Source organism: Actinoplanes sp. NPDC026623 (assembly GCF_040638275.1).
Classification (GTDB): Bacteria; Actinomycetota; Actinomycetes; order Mycobacteriales; family Micromonosporaceae; genus Actinoplanes.
The window spans coordinates 1-18846 of sequence record NZ_JBEZXZ010000174.1; the positions used below are offsets into that span (position 1 = coordinate 1).

Consider the following 18846-nt stretch of genomic DNA (forward strand, 5'->3'; position numbering starts at 1 on the left):
AACGACCCACCAGCAGTTCGTGGGCACCCCCGGCCCCACCCGTCCACCGCAACCGAATACCACCCACAAACCGCACCGAACAAGCCCCATCCAAGGATCCTAGGATGCCCGACGCGGCGTGCGCCCCCTCACCTGGACACGGCAAGACCCAGCGGCTTCGATCGGTTTCAGGAGGAAGCGGTTGGAGCCGCTGATGCCTCGGCGACCGGCACTACCCCTTGAGGTCCTGGTCCGTGATGGTCCGGGCCACTCGGCAGGGCACCCCGACGGCCACGGTCAGGGCCGGGATGTCGTGGGTGACGACACTGCCCGCACCCACCACGGCGCCGTATCCGATGCGGACGCCCGGAAGCACGACGGCGTTGCTGCCGATCCAGACCTTGTCCTCGATCGTGATGGGCTCGGAGAACCGCCGGAAGTCCTCCCGCAGCTCCGGGTGGATCGGGTGCCCGGTGGTGGTCAGCGTGACGCCCGGCGCGATCATGACCCCGTTGCCGATGCGGATCTCCACGTCGTCGACGAAGGTCAGGTTGACGTTGCCGAAGAAGTCGTCGCCGATGTGCACGTTGCTGCCGAAGCCCGCGTGGAAGGGGGAGAGGAGCACGGTGCGGGCGCCGACGGATCCGAGGATCGCCTCGAGCAGCGATCGGCGTCGTTGCGCATCGCCCGGCCGCGTCCGATTGTAGTCGAAGATCAGGTCCGTGCGGCGCAGCGGCGCCTGGAAGGCGGCCTCCGACTCCGTGTAGAGCCGGCCCTGCCGGATTCTCTCGAGTGTTTCGCGGTCACCGTCCAGCATGATTTTTGCTCCCTTCCGGTGCACGACGCCAGGTCTGGCGTGGCGCGAAGCCCTCGCGGCGCAGCCAGTGCTCGGTGTAGACGATGCGGTCGGCCGAGATGACGACGAGTGTGTCGCGCGGCGGCTCGGACAGGGGCCGGCCGCGTTCGGCGTGCTCGTTCTCCCAGCGGACCGCCGCCCAGTAGCCGGCCCGGTCCGGATGGTCGGGGTCGAGGACCCGGGCGGTGCCGAACAGCTGGGCGCCGCGGCTGCTGGCGAGGCCGACCAGCGGGGCGAAGACGCCGATCGACACGCGGGGGTCGGCGGCGATGTTGCGCAGCTTCGGCGATCGTGGCGCGGCGGTGAACATGACGGCGAAGTCCAGGTGGAAGTAGCGTACCGGCGTGGCGAGCGGACCGTCCGGGCCGGCGGTGGCGAGCACGCACATGTTCTGCGACGACAGCAGGTTGAGGATGCGTTCCTCGAGCGGTTCCCGGCCCAGCCGTCCGGCGGGTGCGGGCCCGGCCAGCCAGGGGTTCGTCAGCGGCATCGGCGCACCTTGATCATGGTACCGACCCTATCGACATCCGGGATCAGGCCGAAGCGCGCCAGACGATCGGGGTCGGCAGCAGCACGTTGGCCGGTGCCGGCTCGTCGTCGCGTAGTTGTCGCAGCACCAGTTCCGCAGCGTTGCGGCCGATCTCGCGGGCCGGCTGGTGCACCGTGGACAGTGGCGGCTGGGTGCGGGTTGCCCAGGAGCTGTCGTCGAATCCGACGATGCCGACGTCGGCGGGTACGGCGCGGCCGGCGTCGCGCAGCACCTCCATCGCGCCGGCGGCGACGGAGTCCGAGGCGGCGAAGACGCCGTCGATGCCGGGTTCGCGTTCGAGGAGTTCGCGCATGCCCTTGACGCCGGAGGCGTAGTCGTAGAGCGGCACCTCGGCGACGAGCCGGGGGTCGAAGCGGTCGCCGAGGGCCGCGCGGAAGCCGGTGAGGCGGTCGGCGCCGGAGTCGCGGTCCAGGGCGGCGGCGATCATGCCGATGTGCCGGCGGCCGGTGGCGGCGAGGCGTTCGGTGATGGTCGCGGCGGAGCCGGCGTTGTCGATGCCGACGAACGGGATGCTGCGGTGCAGGTCCGGCGGGTGCCCGACGAACGTCGCCGGCAGCCGCAGTTCGGCGATCACCCGGGTGATCGGGTCGTGGGTACGCGCGGACACGATGATGGCGCCGTCGACGAAGCCCCCGCTGAGGTAGCGGGCGACCCGTTCGGTGTCGCGGGCCGAGTCGACCACCAGGTTGACCATCTGGTGGTCCGCGACCGACAGCACCTCGTTGGCGCCCAGCATGATGGCGCCGATGTTGGGGTCCTCGAGGAGCAGGGAGTGCGGCTCGAGGGCGAGGAAGCCGACCGCCTGCGAGCGGCGCATCACCAGGTTGCGGGCGGCGGTGTTGGGCACGTAGCCGACCTCGGCGATGGCGGCCTCGATGGCCGCGCGGGCCTCGGCGGAGACGTAGCCGCCGTTCAGCACGCGGCTGACCGTGCCCCGGGAGATGCCGGACGCGGCGGCGACGTCGTGGACCGTCGCGCGTCTCGGCTTGCTGGGCGGGGTCACCACAGCACTGTAGCTCCGGGCTATTGACCGGGTTCGCAGGCCGTGCCAGTGTGTGCACGTTCACACACCCGCCATCGTTCCGACGTCGCCGCGCAATGTGTGCACGTGCACACACCATGACGACGGGAAGGGAAGCCGATGCGAGGATTACCGGGCATCAGCCTCGGCTGCGACTACAACTTCGAGCAGTGGCCACCCGAGGTGTGGGCCGAGGACGTCGTGCTGATGCGCGAGGCCGGCATCGACCTCGTCGCCGTCAACATCTTCGGCTGGTCGAGCATCGAGCCGCGGCCCGGCGAGTACGACTTCACCGCCCTCGACCGCGTCATCGGCCTGCTGCACCGGCACGGCATCAGGATCAACCTCGGCACCGGCACCTCGTCGCCGCCGCCGTGGCTGACCACCCGGCACCCCGAGATCCTGCCGGTGATGGCCGACGGCACCACCCGTTCGCCGGGCGGCCGCCAGGCCTGGTGCCCCAGCTCGCCGGTCTTCCGCCGGCACGCTCTCGCCCTGGTCGAGCAGGTGGCCCGCCGCTACGGCAGCCACCCGGCCGTCGTGCTCTGGCACGTCTCCAACGAGCTCGGCTGCCACAACGCGCTCTGCTACGACGAGGCCAGCGCCGCGGCGTTCCGCCGCTGGCTCGAGCAGCGGTACGTCAGCATCGAGGCGCTCAACAAGGCCTGGGGCACGGCGTTCTGGAGCCAGCGCTACGACGACTGGTCCGAGATCAGCCCGCCGCGGCTGGCGCTGTCGGCGCGCAACCCCGCCCAGCTCGTGGACTTCCAGCGGTTCAGCTCCGACGAACTGCTCGGCTGGTACCGGGCCGAGGCGGCCGTGCTGCGCCGGCACACCACCGCGCCGGTCACCACCAATTTCATGGTCACCGCGCACATCCGCAACCTGGACTACTGGTCCTGGGCGCCCGAGATGGACGTGATCGCCAACGATCACTACCTCGACCACCGGCTCGGCGACCCGGTCGCGGAGCTGTCGTTCGCCGCCGACCTCACCCGCGGCCTCGCCGGGGGCGCGCCGTGGATGCTCATGGAGCAGTCCGCCGGCGCGGTCAACTGGCAGCCGCACAACCTGGCGAAGCTGCCGGGGCAGATGCTGCGCAACTCGCTGACGCACGTCGCCCGCGGCGCCGACTCGCTCTGCTTCTTCCAGTGGCGCGCCTCGGTGCAGGGCGCCGAGAAGTTCCACTCCGCGCTGGTGCCGCACGCCGGCACCGACACGGTCGCCTGGCGCGAGGTCCTCGACCTGTCCGCCACCCTCACCACGCTCGACGAGGTGGCCGGCACGACCGTGCGGGCCGACGTCGCGCTGCTGTTCAGCTGGGAGTCGTGGTGGTCGGCGGACACCGAGGCCCGCCCGTCGCAGGACGTGCGGTACCTGGCCCAGGTGCACGCGGCCTACAACGCGATCCGCGAACTCGGCGCGACCGCCGACGTCGTCGCGCCCGGCGCCGATCTGAGCCGCTACCGGCTGGTCGTCGTGCCCTGCCTGCACATGGTCTCGGACGCCGACGCCGCCGGGCTCGGCGCCTATGTGGCCGGCGGCGGGCACGCGGTCGTCACCTTCTACAGCGGGATCGTCGACCGCAGCGACCGGGTCCGGCTCGGCGGCTACCCCGGCGCCTTCCGTGACCTGCTCGGCGTGGTCGCCGAGGAGTTCTTCCCACTGCTGCCCGGCGACCGGGTGCGGCTCGCCGGCGGCGGGAGCGCCGAGCTCTGGACCGAACGGCTGCGGACCACGACGGCCAAGACCATCGACACGTACGCGGACGGCCCGCTGCCCGGCGTCCCGGCGATCACCCGGAACACCCACGGGGAGGGCGCCGCCTGGTATGTCGCCACCGCGCTGGACCCGCCGAGCCTGCGCGACCTCATGGACGTCGCGCTGCACGAGGCCGGCGTGCGGCCGATCGGGGCGCCGGGCGACGGATCGGTCGAGGTGGTGCGCCGCGCCGGCGGGGGCCGCAGCTACATCTTCGTCATCAACCACGGCACGCAACCCATCGAGTACGCCGCCACCGGCCGGGAGCTGACCACCGGCGCGGCGGTGTCCGGACTGCTGCGCGTCCCCGCCGGGGCCGTGCGGGTCGTGCGGGAGGAGCCCTCATGACAACCAGTGCCGCAGGCGTGCAGCGCCGGGCCGTCGCCTTCTTCGTCCTGCCCTTCGGGGCGCTGTTCACCCTCTTCTACCTGGTGCCGATCGGCTACGCCGTCGTGCAGTCGCTCTACGTCGTCGAGCGCACCGGCACGTTCGGACCGGCCCGCGAGGTCTTCGGCGGCCTGGTGCAGTACCAGCGCGTCTTCTCCGACTCCCCGTTCTGGCAGTCGATCGTGCGGGTGCTGGCCTTCGGCGTCGTGCAGGTGCCGGTGATGCTGGGCCTGGCCCTGCTGCTGGCGCTGCTGCTCGACTCCGGCCTGATCCGCGGCCGGCGCTTCTTCCGGCTGGCGTTCTTCGTCCCGTACGCGGTGCCGGGCGTGGTCGCCGCGATCATGTGGGGCTTTCTCTACTCGCCGAACCTGTCCCCGTTCACGGCGCTCACCAGCAACGTCGACCTGCTCTCCGCGGACCTGGTGCTCTGGGCCATGGCCAACGTCGTGACCTGGGTCTACGTCGGCTACAACATGTTGATCATCTATTCGGCGCTGCTGGCGATACCCACCGAGGTCTACGAGGCGGCGCGGCTGGACGGCGCCGGGCACCTGCGTACCGCCTGGTCCATCAAGATTCCGCTGGTCATGCCGGCGATCGTGCTGACCACGGTCTTCTCCATCATCGGCACGCTGCAGCTGCTCGCCGAGCCGCAGGTCTTCCGCAGCTTCAGCTCGGCGGTGTCCAGCACCTACACGCCGAACCTGACCGTCTACTCCACCTCATCGGTGCCGAACTTCAACCTGGCGGCGGCCTTCTCGGTCGTGCTGGCGCTCGCCACCTTCGCCCTGTCGTTCACGTTCCTCAAGGTCACCCAGCGCCGGGGCGAGCGATGAGCGCCGCGACCAAGCAGGAGAGCCTGCTGTCGCGGACCGCCGCGATGCTCATCATGGGCGTCTGCACCGTCTACTTCCTGGTGCCGATCTGGTGGCTGTTCGTCGGCTCCTCCAAGAGCCGCGAGCAGTTCACCAGCACCGCCCCGCTGTGGTTCGCCGACTTCGACCTCGTCGGCAACGTCCGGGAACTGCTCGCGTACCGCGACGGGGTGTTCCTGCGCTGGATGGTCAACAGCCTGGCCTACACCGGCGGGTCGGCGCTGCTGGGCACCCTGCTCGCGGCCATGTGCGGCTACGCGCTGGCGAAGTACCGCTTCCCCGGCCGCGAGGCGCTGTTCAACCTGGTGCTGGGCGGGGTGCTCGTGCCCGCGACGGCGCTGGCCCTGCCGCTGTTCCTGCTCTTCAGCAGGGTGGAGGCGACCAACACCTTCTGGTCGGTGTTCCTGCCCAGCCTGGTCAACCCGTTCGGCGTCTACCTGGCCCGGATCTACGCCGCCGCGAGCGTCCCCGACGAGTTGCTCGAGGCGGCCCGGATCGACGGGTCGGGGGAGGTGCGGAGCTTCTTCACGGTGTCGGTCCGGCTGATGTTCCCGGCGCTGGTCACGATCTTCCTCTTCCACTTCGTCGCCGTCTGGAACAACTTCCTGCTGCCGCTGGTGATGCTCGGCGACGAGCGGCTGTTCCCGGTGACCCTCGGCCTCTACTCGTGGAACACCCAGGTCAACCAGCTTCCGGAACTCCGCGGCCTGGTGATCGTCGGTGCCCTGCTCTCGATCGCCCCGCTGGTGGTCGCCTTCCTGTTCCTCCAACGCTTCTGGCGCAGCGGTCTCGGCGCCGGCGCAGTCAAGTAACCCCTCCCGTCCGCACAGAAGAAGGAAATGGCATGCGCATGTCCCTTCGGCCGGTCAGCGCCCTGCTGGCCGCCGCACTCCTGCTCACCGCCTGCTCGTCGAAGAGCGACGACGCGTCGAGCGACGCGGGCGCCGCGTCGTGCGCGCCGTCGTCCGGGCCGGTGAGCCTCACCTTCACCTCGTGGATCCCCGGCATCGAGGAGGTCGTCGCCGCCTGGAACGCCAAGAACCCGAACATCCAGGTCAAGGTCCAGACCGGGCCGAACGGCAACGGCGGCACGTACCAGAACTTCTTCAACCAGCTCAAGGCCGGCAACGCGCCCGACCTCGGGCAGATCGAGTACGACGCGCTGCCGGGCTTCCGCGTACAGGATGGGCTGACCGACCTCGGCGGCTGTGACATCGTCGCGAAGTCGAAGGACCAGTTCGTCGACTGGACCTGGACCCAGGTCAGCTTCGGCGAGCAGGGCCACGCGTTCGGCGTGCCGCAGGACGCCGGCCCGATGGCGCTGTTCTACCGTGCCGACCTCTTCGAGAAGCACGGCATCGCCATCCCGAAGACCTGGGACGAGTACGCCGCAGCCGCCGAGAAGGTGAAGGCCGCCGGCGGCTACATCACCAACTTCTCGCAGAGCGACATCAACCAGTTCGCCGGCCTGGCCTGGCAGGCGGGCGGCCGGTGGTTCGCCAACGACGGCAACCAGTGGACCGTCAGCCTCACCGATGACAAGACCAGGAAGGTCGCCGACTACTGGCAGGGCCTGATCGACAAGAAGCTGGTCTCGGCGGTGCCGCCGTGGACCTCCGAGTGGGACAACGCCTACAACTCCGGCTCGGCCTGGACCTGGGTCTCCGCGGTCTGGGGCGCCAACTCCATCGCGTCGGGTGCGCCGAAGACGGCAGGCAAATGGAGGGTCGCGCCGATGCCGCAGTGGAGCGCGGGCGAGTCGGTCGCCGGCAACTGGGGCGGTTCCTCCACCGCGGTGTTCAAGGGCTCGAAGCACGTCTACGAGGCCGCTCAGTTCGCCCTGTGGCTCAACACCTCCGAGGAGGCGCTCAGCCTGCTCAACGAGAAGGCGAACCTCTACCCGGCGACGAAGGCCGGCGCGACCCTGCCGGCGCTGTCGAAGGGCGTCGCGTTCTACGGCGACCAGAAGATCTACGAGGTCTTCGCGCAGGCCTCCGGCCAGGTGTCCCCGGACTTCACCTGGGGGCCGACCATGACCGCCACCTACGCCAGCGCCTCCGACGGCTTCAAGGCTGCGGTGTCCGGCAAGGGCACCCTGACCGACGCCCTGACCGCGGCGCAGGCGTCGACCATCGAGACGCTCAAGTCGCAGGCGATCCCCGTCAAGGAGTGACGATTTGCTGATCCACCTGCAGGCCGCGGGCACCAGCCTCGTGCTGGACGCCCGCGGCCCGCGGCCGCCCGTCGTCCTGCACTGGGGCCGCGGCCTCGGCGATCTCGGCCACGACGACCTGGCCGCGCTGGCCGGCGCCGCGGTGCCGGCGGTGCCGCCGAGCTCGATCGACGAGCCGCTGCGGCTCGGCCTGCTGCCCGGGGCCGACCAGGGCTGGACCGGCCGGCCCGCGATCACCGGCTGGTGGCCCGACGGCGGCGGCCAGGTCGCCGGCTTCCACCTGGTCGGCGTCGTGAACAGCGGCCCGCGCGCGGTGCGGATCCTGCTGGCGGAGGCCGGCGGGCGGCTGCGGCTCACCACCGAGCTCGAGCTCTCCGAGCAGGGGGTGCTGCGGGCCCGGGCACACCTGCGCAACGTCGGCGTGGGGGCGTTCCACCTGGACTCGCTGTCGCTCGTGCTGCCGGTGCCGGACCGAGCCCGGGAGGTGCTCGACTTCAGCGGGCTGTGGGCGTACGAGCGGCGGCCGCAGCGTGCGCCGCTGCGTCACGGCGTGTGGAGCCGCGAGACCCGGCACGGGCGGCCCGGGCACGACGACCCGTACCTGATGATGGTCGGCACCCCGGGCTTCGACTTCCGCGGCGGCCAGGTCTGGGCGATGCACCTGGCCTGGAGCGGCGACAAGCGGATCTGGGCCGAGCGGCAGGCGCTGGGCTACGGGCTGATCGGCTGCGGCGAGCTGCTCGCACCCGGCGAGGTGACGCTGCCGCCGGGCGGGACCTACCGCACCCCGTGGGCAGTCGCAGCCTGGTCCGGCGCGGGGATGGACGGCCTCTCCGCGAGGCTGCACCCCTGGATCCGGTCCCGGCGCCCGCCGCGAGCGTCGCGGCCGGTGGTGCTCAACACCTGGGAGGCGGTCTACTTCGACCACGACCCGGGCACCCTCGGCCGGCTGGTCGACGCGGCGGCCGAGGCCGGGGCCGAGCGGTTCGTGCTGGACGACGGCTGGTTCGCCGGCCGCACCGACGACCGGCGGGCGCTGGGCGACTGGTACGTCGACCCCGAACGCCGCCCGGACGGCCTGCACCCGCTGATCGCGCACGTCCACGAGCGGGGGATGGACTTCGGGATCTGGGTCGAGCCCGAGATGGTCAGCCCGGACTCGGAGCTGGCCCGGGCGCACCCCGAGTGGGTGCTCGGCGGCGACACCGGGCCGACCTGGCGGCACCAGCGGGTGCTCGACCTCGGCGATCCCGGCGCGTACGCCTACGTGCTGGAGCGGCTCGGTACGCTGCTCACGGCGTACCCGATCGCGTTTCTGAAGTGGGACCACAACCGTGACCTGCTGCACCAGGGTGCCGGCCACCGGCAGACGACGGCGGTCTACCGGCTGCTGGCGCAGCTGCGGGAGGCGTTCCCGGGGCTGGAGATCGAGAGCTGCGCGTCCGGCGGCGCGCGCATCGATCTCGGCATCCTCGACCTGGTCGACCGGGTGTGGACCTCCGACACCAACGACCCGCTGGAACGCCAGCAGATCCAGCGCTGGACCGGGATCCTGCTGCCGCCCGAGTTCCTGGGCGGTCACCTGGGCGCGGCGACCGCGCACATCACCGGGCGCACGTCGAGCCTGGGCCTGCGCTTCGCCACCGCCCTGTTCGGCAGCGCCGGCATCGAGTGGGACCTCACCGCGGCGACCGAGCGGGAGCGCGCGGACGTGGCGGCGTGGGTGGCGCTCTACAAGCGGTTGCGCCCGCTGCTGCACGGCGGGGTCGTGGTGCGCTCCGGCGCCGACGACGCGGCCCGCTTCGTGCACGGCGTCGTCGCCGCCGACGCCCGCAGCGCGGTCTACGCCCTGGTTTCGCTGCGGGCCGCGGAGTCCGCGCTCGCCGGACCGATCCGTTTCGCCGGGCTCGACCCGGATCGTCGCTATATCGTCCGTCCATTGTCGATCGGCCCGGAGCCGCGCGTCGTGCAGGACGCGGCGCCGGCCTGGCTGCGCGCGGGAGGGGTGACGCTGCCGGGCCGGATCCTCGCCGAGGTCGGCCTTCCGGCGCCGCTGCTGACCCCCGAGCAGGCGGCGCTTTTCACCGTCGAAGGCATCGAAGGTGACGAAAGGGACCGTACCGGCGATCCGCTTGCGACCGAAAGGGACCGCCCCGTCGATATCAGTGCCTTCCAGGCCTAGCGGAGGAAGGTGTTCTTGTCGATGATGTCTACGTGACAGGCCGGCATCGTCGACACACGCGAATTCGTGCAGCCACCGCTGCCACCACGACGGTCGCCGTCGTGGTGGTCGTGGTCGGAGTGCGCCTCGGCATCGGGGAGCTCGGTGGTGCCGAGTGCTCCGGGGTGGTGCACCTGGCCGTCGCGGCGGCGCCGGACGTCGCCGCCGCCGTGCGCAGCGAGGTCGACGCCTGGACCAGCGCGAAGGCCGAGGTCGACGGCGTCTGCGTGCGGATCGACGTGCAGGCCGCGGAGCCGGCCGACGTGGCCGCCGCGCTGAGCGCGAAGCAGCGGGGCGCCGTCCCCGGCACCGGCGGGGCCAACGTGGTCGTCGCCCCGCCGGACGTGTGGATCTCCGACTCCGGCACCTGGCTGCAGCGGCTGCGCTCGGCCGCGCCCACCTTCGCCTTCACCGAGGAGGGGTCGATCGCGTTCAGCCCCGTCGTCATGGCGATGCCGGTGCCGACCGCCAAGAAGCTCGGCTGGCCCCGCAAGAAACCGGGCTACTCCGACCTGCTCCACCTGATCACCACCAGCACCACCATCCGGACCGGGACGGTCGACCCGGCCCGCGACGCCGCCGCGCTGTCCGGGCTGCTCGCGCTCGGCGCCGCGGCCAACGCCGCCGACCAGCGCAGCCCCGGCACCACCAACGGCCTGCTCCGGGCCCTGGCCACCGACACGTCGGTGCTGCGCGACGACCTCATGGCCCAGCTGCCCCAGGCGACCGACGACGATTCCCTGGCGGCCGGGCTCAGCCTCGCCGCCATGTCGGAGAGCGACGTCGTCCGGTTCAACGCCACGCGCCCGCCGGTCCCGCTCGCGGCGCTCTATCTCAAGCCGTCGCCGGTGGGGCTGGACCACCCGTTCGCGGTGATGCCCGAGCTCTCCGGGGTCCAGGCCGCCGCGGCGCACCAGTTCTACGCCCGGCTGAGCAGCGACGGTGGGTTCCGCAAGAGCCTCTCCGAGGCCGGCCTGCGCGCCCCGGACGGCACCGCCCCCACCGACTTCGCGGGCCCCGACGGCGCGCCGGGCCGGATCGCGACGGGCACCGGCGCGGACAGCGGAGCGGCCGCGGCCTCGGAGGCCGACGGCGCGACCATCGACCGCGCGCTGGCCGGCTGGTCGGCCGTGGTGGCCCCGGCCCGGATCCTCGCGGTCGTCGACACCTCCGCCAGCATGCGCACGCCGGTGCCGGCGGCACGCAACGCCACCCGCATGCGGCTGACCCTCGCCGCCGCCCGGGGCGGGCTCGGCCTGTTCAGCGACGACTGGTCGGTCGGCCTCTGGGCGTCCGCCGGGGGACCGGGCGGCGGCCGCCGCGAGCTCGTCGGGATCCACCCGCTGACCAGCAACCGGGAATCGGTGGCGGACGCGCTCGCCGGCATCGAGCCGTCCGGCGGCGAGGCCGGCCTCTACCGCACCATCCTCGAGGGATACCGCGCGGTGCAGAACGGCTGGCAGGCGGGGCGGGTCAACTCCGTGCTGATCCTCACCGACGGCGTCGGGATCGGCGCCGGCAACCTCGCCCTCGAGGACCTGATCGGCCAGCTGAAGGAGGCCCGCAAGCCCGACAAGCCGGTGCAGGTCATCGTGCTCGGCATCGGCAGCACGGTCGACCGGCCGCCGCTGGAGCAGATCACCGAGGTCACCGGCGGCGGCGTCTTCGTGGCGGAGGACCCGGCCCAGATCGGCGCGGTCTTCCTCGACGCGCTCTCGCTGCGGACCACGGCGGCCCGCTGAGCCCCACCGGCTTGACGTATCCACTTGCATCGATTAAACCGGTGGTGGCATCCGAGCGAGCTTGCGGGGGGACGAAAATGGTCGTAGATCGTTGGTGCCGGGGTGCCGTCGTCGCGGTGCTCCTCGCCGGGGCGCTCGGCTTCGCCGGTTCGCCGCCCGCCGTCGCGGGAGGCACCGATCCGGCCGGGCCGACCGGCGGCCCGTGCGCCTACACGCCGACGCCCGAGGAGCCCGCCGCCCGGCCGGTGCCGCTGCCACCCGATCCCCGCCGCACGCCCAGCCGCGGCCACGTGAGCGTGCTGCTGCACACCAACCTCGGGCCGATCCCGCTGGTCCTGGACCGCGCCGCCGCGCCCTGCACGGTGCAGAGCTTCGTGCATCTCGTCCGGCACCGCTTCTACGACCGCACCATCTGCCACCGGCTCACGGCGTATCCGACCCTGCTCGTCCTGCAGTGCGGCGACCCCTCGGGCACCGGCGAGGGCGGGCCGGGCTACCGCTACCGCGACGAGCTGCCGACGGGCCTTCCGCCGGCGCCGACGGACCCGACCGGCGCCCGCCGCGTCTACGCCCGGGGCGTGCTCGCCATGGCCAACGCCGGCCCGGACACCAACGGCAGCCAGTTCTTCCTCGTGTACGGCGACTCCGCGCTGCGCCCGAACTACTCGATCTTCGGCGGCGTCACGCCGGCCGGGCTGCGCACCGTCGACAGGGTCGCCGCCGGGGGAGTGACGCCGACCGAGGAGGATCCGGCGCCGCTCGACGGGCCGCCCGCGCGGCGCACCGAGATCCGCACGGCGCGTGTCTGCTTCTGATCACGGCGACGGTGCGCCGGGACCCGGCGGCACTGCGATACCGTCTGGGCGGGCGGTCGCGTTTCCCGGGTCGGGGACGACCCGCGCGGCAGTCAGCGATCAGGGAGACACCGATGTCCGAGTCCACCGCAGGTTCCGATGCCACCGCCGGTGAGCGGCCCGAGGCTGAGCAGGGGGAGGAGCAGCAGACCGAGGTTTTCGTGAACCGGGCGGCCCGCCGCGCCAAGGGCAAGAAGGGCGGCTCCGGCCCCGAGGCGTTCGCCAAGGGCCAGAGCCCGGTCGGCCGGGGCTCGGTGCAGAGCCCCCGGCAGTACGGCAACCGGCGCAGCGGCTGAGGTTCAGCGTATGGCGGCGACCGTCGCGTCGGTCGCGCCGCGCCAGAGCAGGCCGGTCTCGGTGAATCCCGCGGCGCGCAGTGCGTCGAGGTGCCAGGCCGCCGGTGGTGTCCACTCCGAGCTGCCGTGCTCGGCGGGGTAGACCTTCTGCCGCTCGGCGTGGAGCGGCGCGAGGCGCGGGTCCGCCGCCACCCTGCTCCACCAGTCGCGCCACGACAGTGCGGCACCCGTCGCGTAGCGAGCCTCGCGGCGGGTGTCCGCCGTGGCGATCAGGCGCTTGGTGAGGCCGGGCAGCCCCTCGTCGGGCATGTGGTCGGCGTTGGCGAACAGCCCGCCGGGTCGCAGCACGTCCCGGATCTCGGCGTAGAGCGTCGTCAGGCGCTCGGGCGCCAGCCAGTGCAGCGCCGTCGCGGTGAGCACCGCGTCGTAGCGGTGGCCGGGCAGCGCCGCCGTCCAGGACGGGTCGCGCAGGTCGGCCGGGACGATCTCCGCGCGGTCCTCCAGGGCCGCGCCGGCCAGGGCGAGCAGCACCGGGTCCTGGTCGACGACGGTGACCCGGGCGCGGGGGAACCGGTCGAGCGTGCGCAGGGCGATCGTGCCGGTGCCGCCGGCCAGGTCGAGAACCCGGGGCGGGTCCTCGCCGGCGACCGCCAGCACGGCGTCCAGCATCGTCGCGATCCGGTGCTCCCGATCCGGTAGGTAGGCCTCCTGCTGCCGGTCCCAGCTCTCCTGCCACGCGTCCGCCACATCGGCGAGGTAATGAGTCATGCCCTTCACGCTACTTACACACCGGGGCCGGAGTCCAGAGTGTAGGGCGACTTTATTGCCAACGATTTGCAACAGCGTGGCACGATTGTGAACGTTCACACTTATGGTGGTCAATACCTTCACATCATCTGCCCGAAACAACGGCGACACCTTGACGTAGAACTTGTGACCGTTAACACTGCGGCACGACATCGACCGATGTCTCTGAGTTCTCAGGAGGTTCCCATGTCCGGAATCTGGACCGGTCGCACGCGCCGGCGAGGCCTGTTGGTGGGCGTCGCGGCCGGGGCCCTGCTCGCGGTGGCCGGGGTCGCGTCCGTGTCGGCCGACGCGGCCGTGCCGCTCGCCGCCGCGGCCACGCCGACCACGCCGCCGGCGGCCTATCCGAACCCCGGGGTGATCAGCGGCGACACCGGCGCGCACGATCCGTCCATGGTGAAGACGCCCGCCGGGGGGTACATCGCCGCCTACACCGGCGACAACCTGCTGCTGAAGACCTCATCGGACCGTACGGCGTTCCGCAACGCCGGCGCGGTCTTCCCGGGCGGCGCCAGTTGGACGACGTCGTACACCGGCGGTAGCCGGAACCTGTGGGCGCCCGACATCTCGTACCGCAACGGCCGCTACTACCTGTACTACTCCGCGTCCACCTTCGGGTCGAACCACTCGGCGATCTTCCTGGCCACCAGCGCCACCGGCGCCTCCGGCTTGTGGACCAACCAGGGTCTGGTCATCGAGTCGAACACCTCGGACAACTTCAACGCGATCGACCCGAACCTGGTGGTGGACAGCCAGGGCCGGTGGTTCCTGAGCTTCGGGTCGTTCTGGTCCGGCATCAAGCTCGTCGCGCTCGACTCGTCGACCGGCAAGCGGTCCGACAGCACGATCCGGGCGATCGCCGGGCGCAACGGCGGGCCGATCGAGGCGCCGTACATCTTCAAGCACGGCTCGTACTACTACCTCTGGGTCTCCTTCGACTACTGCTGCCGGGGCGCCTCCAGTACCTACCGGATCATGGTCGGCCGCTCCACCAGCGTCACCGGCCCCTACGTGGACCGCAACGGCACGGCGATGACGTCGGGCGGCGGCACCCAGATGCTCGCCACCCACGGCAGCATCCACGGGCCCGGCCATCAGGCGGTCTTCGCCGACACCGACAGCGACGTGCTGGTCTATCACTACTACGCCAACAGTGGTGCGTCGTACCTCGGCATCAACCTGATCGGCTACGACTCGGCGGGCTGGCCGTTCGTCTACTGACGGGTGGCGCTGCAAATAACCTGCAAACGCATTTGTCTTCACATTGACATCCGTCTGTGTTGTCCTGTAACAGGAAAGCGCTTGCTTCGGGCAAAGCGGGCGCGGGAGCCAGCAACACCTGCTGCAGCGCGGCCCGGCCGGCAGACGGCCGGCGGGCCGCCGGTGCCGGTCCGGGCGGCACCCCATCCTCGGCCGCGATCCATCGCGCGGCGACCACAGAATTTCAAGGAGAAGACCATGCGCAAGAAGTTGCGCCACATCGTGCTGGGCGCCTCCGCCGGCGCCACCGCCCTCGCCCTCGCCGGTGCCGGCCTCGTCGCGACCAACGGCGCCTCCGCCGCCGAGACCGGCGCGGCCGCGGCGCCGGTGACCTCGCTCGCGGCCGTCGACCAGCTGGTCGGCTGGGCCACCCAGAACGGCGGCACCACCGGCGGCGGCGGCGCCGCGACGACCACGGTCACCAGCGCCTCGGCGCTGACCTCCGCGGTCGGCTCCAGCTCCGCGGCGGTCATCCGGATCTCGGGCACGATCAGCTGCTCCGGCATGCTGCGGGTGCGGTCCAACAAGACCATCATCGGCAACTCCGGCGCCACGATCGCCGGCTGCGGGCTGAACATCAACGGCGACCGCAACGTCATCATCCGGAACATCAACTTCCGGGACTGGAACGACGACGCGGTCAACGTGCAGACGTCGGCCACCAACATCTGGATCGACCACAACAGCTTCAGCAACGGCCACGACGGCGCGGTGGACATCAAGCGCGGCTCCGACTTCGTGACCGTGTCGTGGAACCACGTCTTCAACCACGACAAGTCCATGCTGCTCGGCCACAGCGACGACAACGGCAGCCAGGACATCGGGCACCTGCGGGTGACCTACCACCACAACTGGTTCGACGCGTCGACGCAGCGTCACCCGCGGGTCCGTTTCGGCAACCCGGTGCACGTCTACAACAACTTCTACTACAAGAACTCCGGCTACGGCGTGGCCTCCACCGAGGGCGCCGGCGTCCTGGTCGAGAACAACTCCTTCGAGGGTGTCTCCGACCCGTACCACCTGGGCGAGGCCGATTCCGGTCCCGGCACGCTGGTTGCCCGCGGCAACCTGCTGGTCGGCTCCGGCGCCGGGCAGACCGGCGGCAGCGTCAAGAGCATCCCGTACGCGTACACGATGGACGCCGCGAGCAGCGTCAAGTCGATCGTGACCGCCAACGCGGGTGCGGGCCGGATCTCGCTCTGACCCGCCGACAGCCCGGTACCCCGCCCCGCGACACCGTGGGGCGGGGTACCGGGCTGTCCGTCCACGACAGGAGAAGACCATGTACCTGCGAGAAACCCTCGCCGTCACCGTGGCCGGCGCCACGATCCTGGCCGGCGGCCTCGCCGTCGCGACCGGGGCGCAGGCCGCGACCGCGATCACCGTGGCCGCCGACGGCACCGGCGACGTCCGGACCGTGCAGGCCGCCGTCGACCTGGTGCCCGCGAACAACGCGTCCACCGCCACCATCACCGTCAAGAAGGGCACCTACGCCGGCCGGGTCGTGGTGCCCGCCAACAAGCCGAACATCGTCCTGGTCGGCGCCACCGGCACCGCGACCGACGTGGTCATCACCGCGAGCCGGCCGCAGAACACCGACGGCACGGAGGGCAGCGCCACGGTGCTTCTCGGCGCCAAGGACATAGAGGTACGCAATCTCACCATCCGCAACGACTACAACGAGGCCGCCAACGGCGCGTCGCAGGCTCTTGCGCTCTATGTGAAGGCCGACCGGCAGCGGTTCCGCAACGTCAGACTCATCGGCGATCAGGACACGTTGCTGACGCACGGTTCGGTGCGCGCCTATTTCTACAAGAGCTACATCGAGGGTGACGTCGATTTCATCTACGGCAGCGGTACCTCCGTGTTCGACAATTGCGAGATCTATTCGTCGACCCGCAATCAGTCCAACAACGGCTATGTGACCGCCTCGGCGACCCCGGGATCGAGGACCTACGGCATCCTCATCGTCAACTCCCGGCTGACCGGCGATGCGGGCGCCGGGACCGTCTATCTCGGGCGGCCGTGGCACCCGGGCGGCGACACCACCGCGAATCCGCAGGTGCTGATCCGCAACACCGCGCTCGGCGCGCACATCCGCACCGCACAGCCGTGGACGGACATGAGCGGTTTCTCCTGGAAGGACGCCCGGTTGTCGGAGTATCGCAACACCGGCCCGGGCGCGACGGTGAACAGCAACCGCCCGCAGATGAGTGACGCGACGGCGGCGAACTACACGGCGCAGAAGTACCTGGCCGGTTCCGACGGCTGGAACCCGGTCGTCACCGGATAGGCGCACACAAGGCTCGAAGGCCCGCGGCGCAGGGAACGCCGCCGCGGGCCTTCGTCGTGCCCTGAAAAGGATCGGGGGAACGGGAAACGGGGGATGAGGAGGGCGCCTCATCCCCCGTCCAATTCCGTTCGGACGGATGATCTGTGTCGGGAGCCGGGCCACGCGAATTGACTTGTCTGTCACCTCCCGGATCGTCGGGGCAGTTCTTTGGGAGCGCTCCCAAAGATGACTGTAACTGCCCCGACGATCGGTTGGAAGGGGTTGGCGAAATTGCTCAGACGGTCGCGGTACAGGTGACCGCCGGGGTGGTGCTCGTGCCGGAGCCGATGAATCCGAAATTCGTTGTCGCGCCGGCGGCCAATGCGCCGTTGTAGCTCACATTGGTCGCCGTCACCGTACTGCCGCCGGCGGTGACGGTGGCGTTCCAGCCCTGCTGCACCGCCTGGCTGCCCGGGTAGGTCAGCCGCACCGTCCAGCCCTTGATCGCGGCCGAGCCGGCCTTGACCGTCACGTCGCCCTGGAAGCCGCCCTGCCACGTGGAGGCCACCGAGTACGTCGCCGCGCAGGCGCCCGCCGCCGGTGGCGTGGTCGGCGCGGTGGTGGGCGGCGTGGTCGGGGTGGTGGTCGGCGGTGTCGTGGGCGGCGTGGTCGGCGGCGTGGTCGTGCCGCCCCCGCCGATGTTGATGTCGCTGCAGAAGTAGTACGACTGGTCCAGGTGGCTGGCCTGCCAGATCGTGTAGACCATCGCCCGGCCGGAACGCCCGGACAGCGCCACCGGCAGGTCGATCTGCACGCCGCCGTTGACCGCGGTCCACTGCGCGGCGGGCGTGTTGCCGATCTGGCTGACCAGCTCGAGATCGGACCACTTCAGCGCCGTGGTGACCGGGTTGAAGCCCGCCCGGGTCACGTACACCCGGATGTAGTCGGCGCCGTGCAGGGCGCCGTCGAACAGCCGCACGTTGAAGCTGTTGCCGACGGCGGCCGCCTTCCAGTCGCCGACGGTGTCCATCGCGTTGTAACGCCCGCTCTGGGTGTGGCCGGCGCTGCACAACTGGCCGTCCGGGATGGCCGCCTGGTGGTTACCGGCGACGCCCTCGCGGAACAGGCCGTTCCAGTTCCACATGGCGTTGGGGTCGGCCTGCCAGGCCTGCCAGCACATCGGATCCTCGGTCGCCATGGTCGGGTCCTGGAACTTGCTGCCCCACCGTTCGTAGCAGCCGTAGTTGCGCGACGCCGGCCCGGTGACGTTGCCGTGCGCTGAGGCGGGCCCGGCCGGAAGCACCGCTATCGCCAGGGCGGCGATGACGGCTCCGACGAGCCCGCTGACGAAGACGCGGGTTCGTAGAGTTGAGGACATGGGGGATCAGCACTCCGTGAGTTCGAGGCCCTCGAGGAAAAGGGCACGGGTCGAGAGGGGTACGGCGGAAGCTGCCCTGGCTTCCGGGCGCCGCGCGGCCCGACGGGGTGCGCGCTCAGCCTCGCCGAGCAATCGGCGCATGTCAATTCCCCCGGCGACCGCCAACCTCGCCAAGGAAAGTTTCCGGATCCTGGCAACCAATCGCGGCGCCGCGGCCACTTACCCGGTGGACGGGCTGACCGTCCGCGTCTTGCGAATGGATGTGCCATGACTCCACCTCGCGCTCCGCACGCCGGCGGCCCGGCCCGGCGGCGTACCCGGGACAGCACCGCCGGCGGGCGGCCGCCCGACGCCCCCCCGCTGCGCCCCTGCCGGCCCCGCCCCACCCTCCGCCCGCCCGGCGAGGACGGGGAG

Annotated in this window: 16 protein-coding genes; 11 read left to right on the top strand and 5 right to left on the bottom strand. The window is 71.3% G+C overall.

Features of this window, described 5'->3' with window-relative positions; translation table 11 throughout:
- Nucleotides 1–211: 211 nt before the first annotated feature.
- The 3 genes from AB0F10_RS34745 to AB0F10_RS34755 are packed head-to-tail and all read right to left on the bottom strand — an operon-like array spanning nucleotide 212 to nucleotide 2388.
- Nucleotides 212–796: a sugar O-acetyltransferase gene (locus AB0F10_RS34745; RefSeq protein WP_360635062.1), complete on the bottom strand. Its 585-nt coding sequence runs from the start codon at nucleotides 794–796 to the stop codon at nucleotides 212–214.
- Nucleotides 783–1325, bottom strand: a complete 543-nt coding sequence (locus AB0F10_RS34750) for a pyridoxamine 5'-phosphate oxidase family protein (protein ID WP_360635065.1) — start codon at nucleotides 1323–1325, stop codon at nucleotides 783–785. Before AB0F10_RS34750 ends, AB0F10_RS34745 begins: the two co-directional genes overlap by 14 nt.
- A 43-nt stretch (nucleotides 1326–1368) precedes the next feature.
- Complete coding sequence (locus tag AB0F10_RS34755) at nucleotides 1369–2388, bottom strand: LacI family DNA-binding transcriptional regulator (protein ID WP_360635069.1); 1020 nt, start codon at nucleotides 2386–2388, stop codon at nucleotides 1369–1371.
- Nucleotides 2389–2526: 138 nt separating this feature from the next.
- Here AB0F10_RS34755 and AB0F10_RS34760 point away from each other — a divergent pair, with 138 nt between their 5' ends.
- The 8 genes from AB0F10_RS34760 (at nucleotide 2527) to AB0F10_RS34795 (ending at nucleotide 12715) form a co-directional block, all read left to right on the top strand.
- On the top strand, nucleotides 2527–4515 hold the full coding sequence (locus AB0F10_RS34760) for a beta-galactosidase (RefSeq protein WP_360635072.1): 1989 nt from the start codon (nucleotides 2527–2529) through the stop codon (nucleotides 4513–4515).
- Nucleotides 4512–5390: a sugar ABC transporter permease gene (locus AB0F10_RS34765; protein ID WP_360635076.1), complete on the top strand. Its 879-nt coding sequence runs from the start codon at nucleotides 4512–4514 to the stop codon at nucleotides 5388–5390. The genes AB0F10_RS34760 and AB0F10_RS34765 overlap by 4 nt, the downstream gene beginning before the upstream one ends.
- Entirely contained in the window at nucleotides 5387–6241 is an 855-nt protein-coding gene (locus tag AB0F10_RS34770) for a carbohydrate ABC transporter permease (protein WP_360635079.1), read from the top strand. The genes AB0F10_RS34765 and AB0F10_RS34770 overlap by 4 nt, the downstream gene beginning before the upstream one ends.
- A gap of 32 nt (nucleotides 6242–6273) precedes the next feature.
- Nucleotides 6274–7602 carry an extracellular solute-binding protein gene (locus AB0F10_RS34775; RefSeq protein ID WP_360635082.1) on the top strand — a complete coding sequence of 443 codons (1329 nt, stop codon included), beginning with the start codon at nucleotides 6274–6276 and terminating at the stop codon, nucleotides 7600–7602.
- 4 nt (nucleotides 7603–7606) lie between these two features.
- Nucleotides 7607–9784 carry an alpha-galactosidase gene (locus AB0F10_RS34780; RefSeq protein WP_360635085.1) on the top strand — a complete coding sequence of 726 codons (2178 nt, stop codon included), beginning with the start codon at nucleotides 7607–7609 and terminating at the stop codon, nucleotides 9782–9784.
- Between the two features lie 101 nt (nucleotides 9785–9885).
- The gene (locus AB0F10_RS34785) at nucleotides 9886–11565 is read left to right on the top strand and encodes a substrate-binding domain-containing protein (RefSeq protein WP_360635088.1); all 1680 of its coding nucleotides are present in this window, start codon (nucleotides 9886–9888) and stop codon (nucleotides 11563–11565) included.
- A 77-nt stretch (nucleotides 11566–11642) separates the two neighbouring features.
- Nucleotides 11643–12380: a peptidylprolyl isomerase gene (locus tag AB0F10_RS34790; protein ID WP_360635090.1), complete on the top strand. Its 738-nt coding sequence runs from the start codon at nucleotides 11643–11645 to the stop codon at nucleotides 12378–12380.
- 113 nt (nucleotides 12381–12493) lie between these two features.
- Nucleotides 12494–12715, top strand: coding sequence for a hypothetical protein (locus tag AB0F10_RS34795; protein WP_360635093.1), 222 nt, complete (start codon nucleotides 12494–12496; stop codon nucleotides 12713–12715).
- Between the two features lie 3 nt (nucleotides 12716–12718).
- On the opposite strand, the gene AB0F10_RS34800 is transcribed toward AB0F10_RS34795, so the two are convergent.
- Nucleotides 12719–13483 (bottom strand): class I SAM-dependent methyltransferase, encoded by a 765-nt coding sequence (locus AB0F10_RS34800; RefSeq protein WP_360635096.1) that lies wholly within the window; start codon nucleotides 13481–13483, stop codon nucleotides 12719–12721.
- Between the two features lie 225 nt (nucleotides 13484–13708).
- On the opposite strand from AB0F10_RS34800, the gene AB0F10_RS34805 reads away from it, so the two are divergent.
- From AB0F10_RS34805 to AB0F10_RS34815, 3 genes are all read left to right on the top strand, one after another.
- Nucleotides 13709–14743, top strand: coding sequence for an arabinan endo-1,5-alpha-L-arabinosidase (locus tag AB0F10_RS34805; protein WP_360635099.1), 1035 nt, complete (start codon nucleotides 13709–13711; stop codon nucleotides 14741–14743).
- A gap of 237 nt (nucleotides 14744–14980) precedes the next feature.
- Entirely contained in the window at nucleotides 14981–15985 is a 1005-nt protein-coding gene (locus tag AB0F10_RS34810) for a right-handed parallel beta-helix repeat-containing protein (protein ID WP_360635102.1), read from the top strand.
- Between the two features lie 79 nt (nucleotides 15986–16064).
- The gene (locus AB0F10_RS34815; RefSeq protein WP_360635105.1) at nucleotides 16065–17075 is read left to right on the top strand and encodes a pectinesterase family protein; all 1011 of its coding nucleotides are present in this window, start codon (nucleotides 16065–16067) and stop codon (nucleotides 17073–17075) included.
- A 274-nt stretch (nucleotides 17076–17349) separates the two neighbouring features.
- On the opposite strand, the gene AB0F10_RS34820 is transcribed toward AB0F10_RS34815, so the two are convergent.
- Complete coding sequence (locus AB0F10_RS34820; RefSeq protein ID WP_360635108.1) at nucleotides 17350–18432, bottom strand: lytic polysaccharide monooxygenase; 1083 nt, start codon at nucleotides 18430–18432, stop codon at nucleotides 17350–17352.
- Nucleotides 18433–18846: the final 414 nt, after the last annotated feature.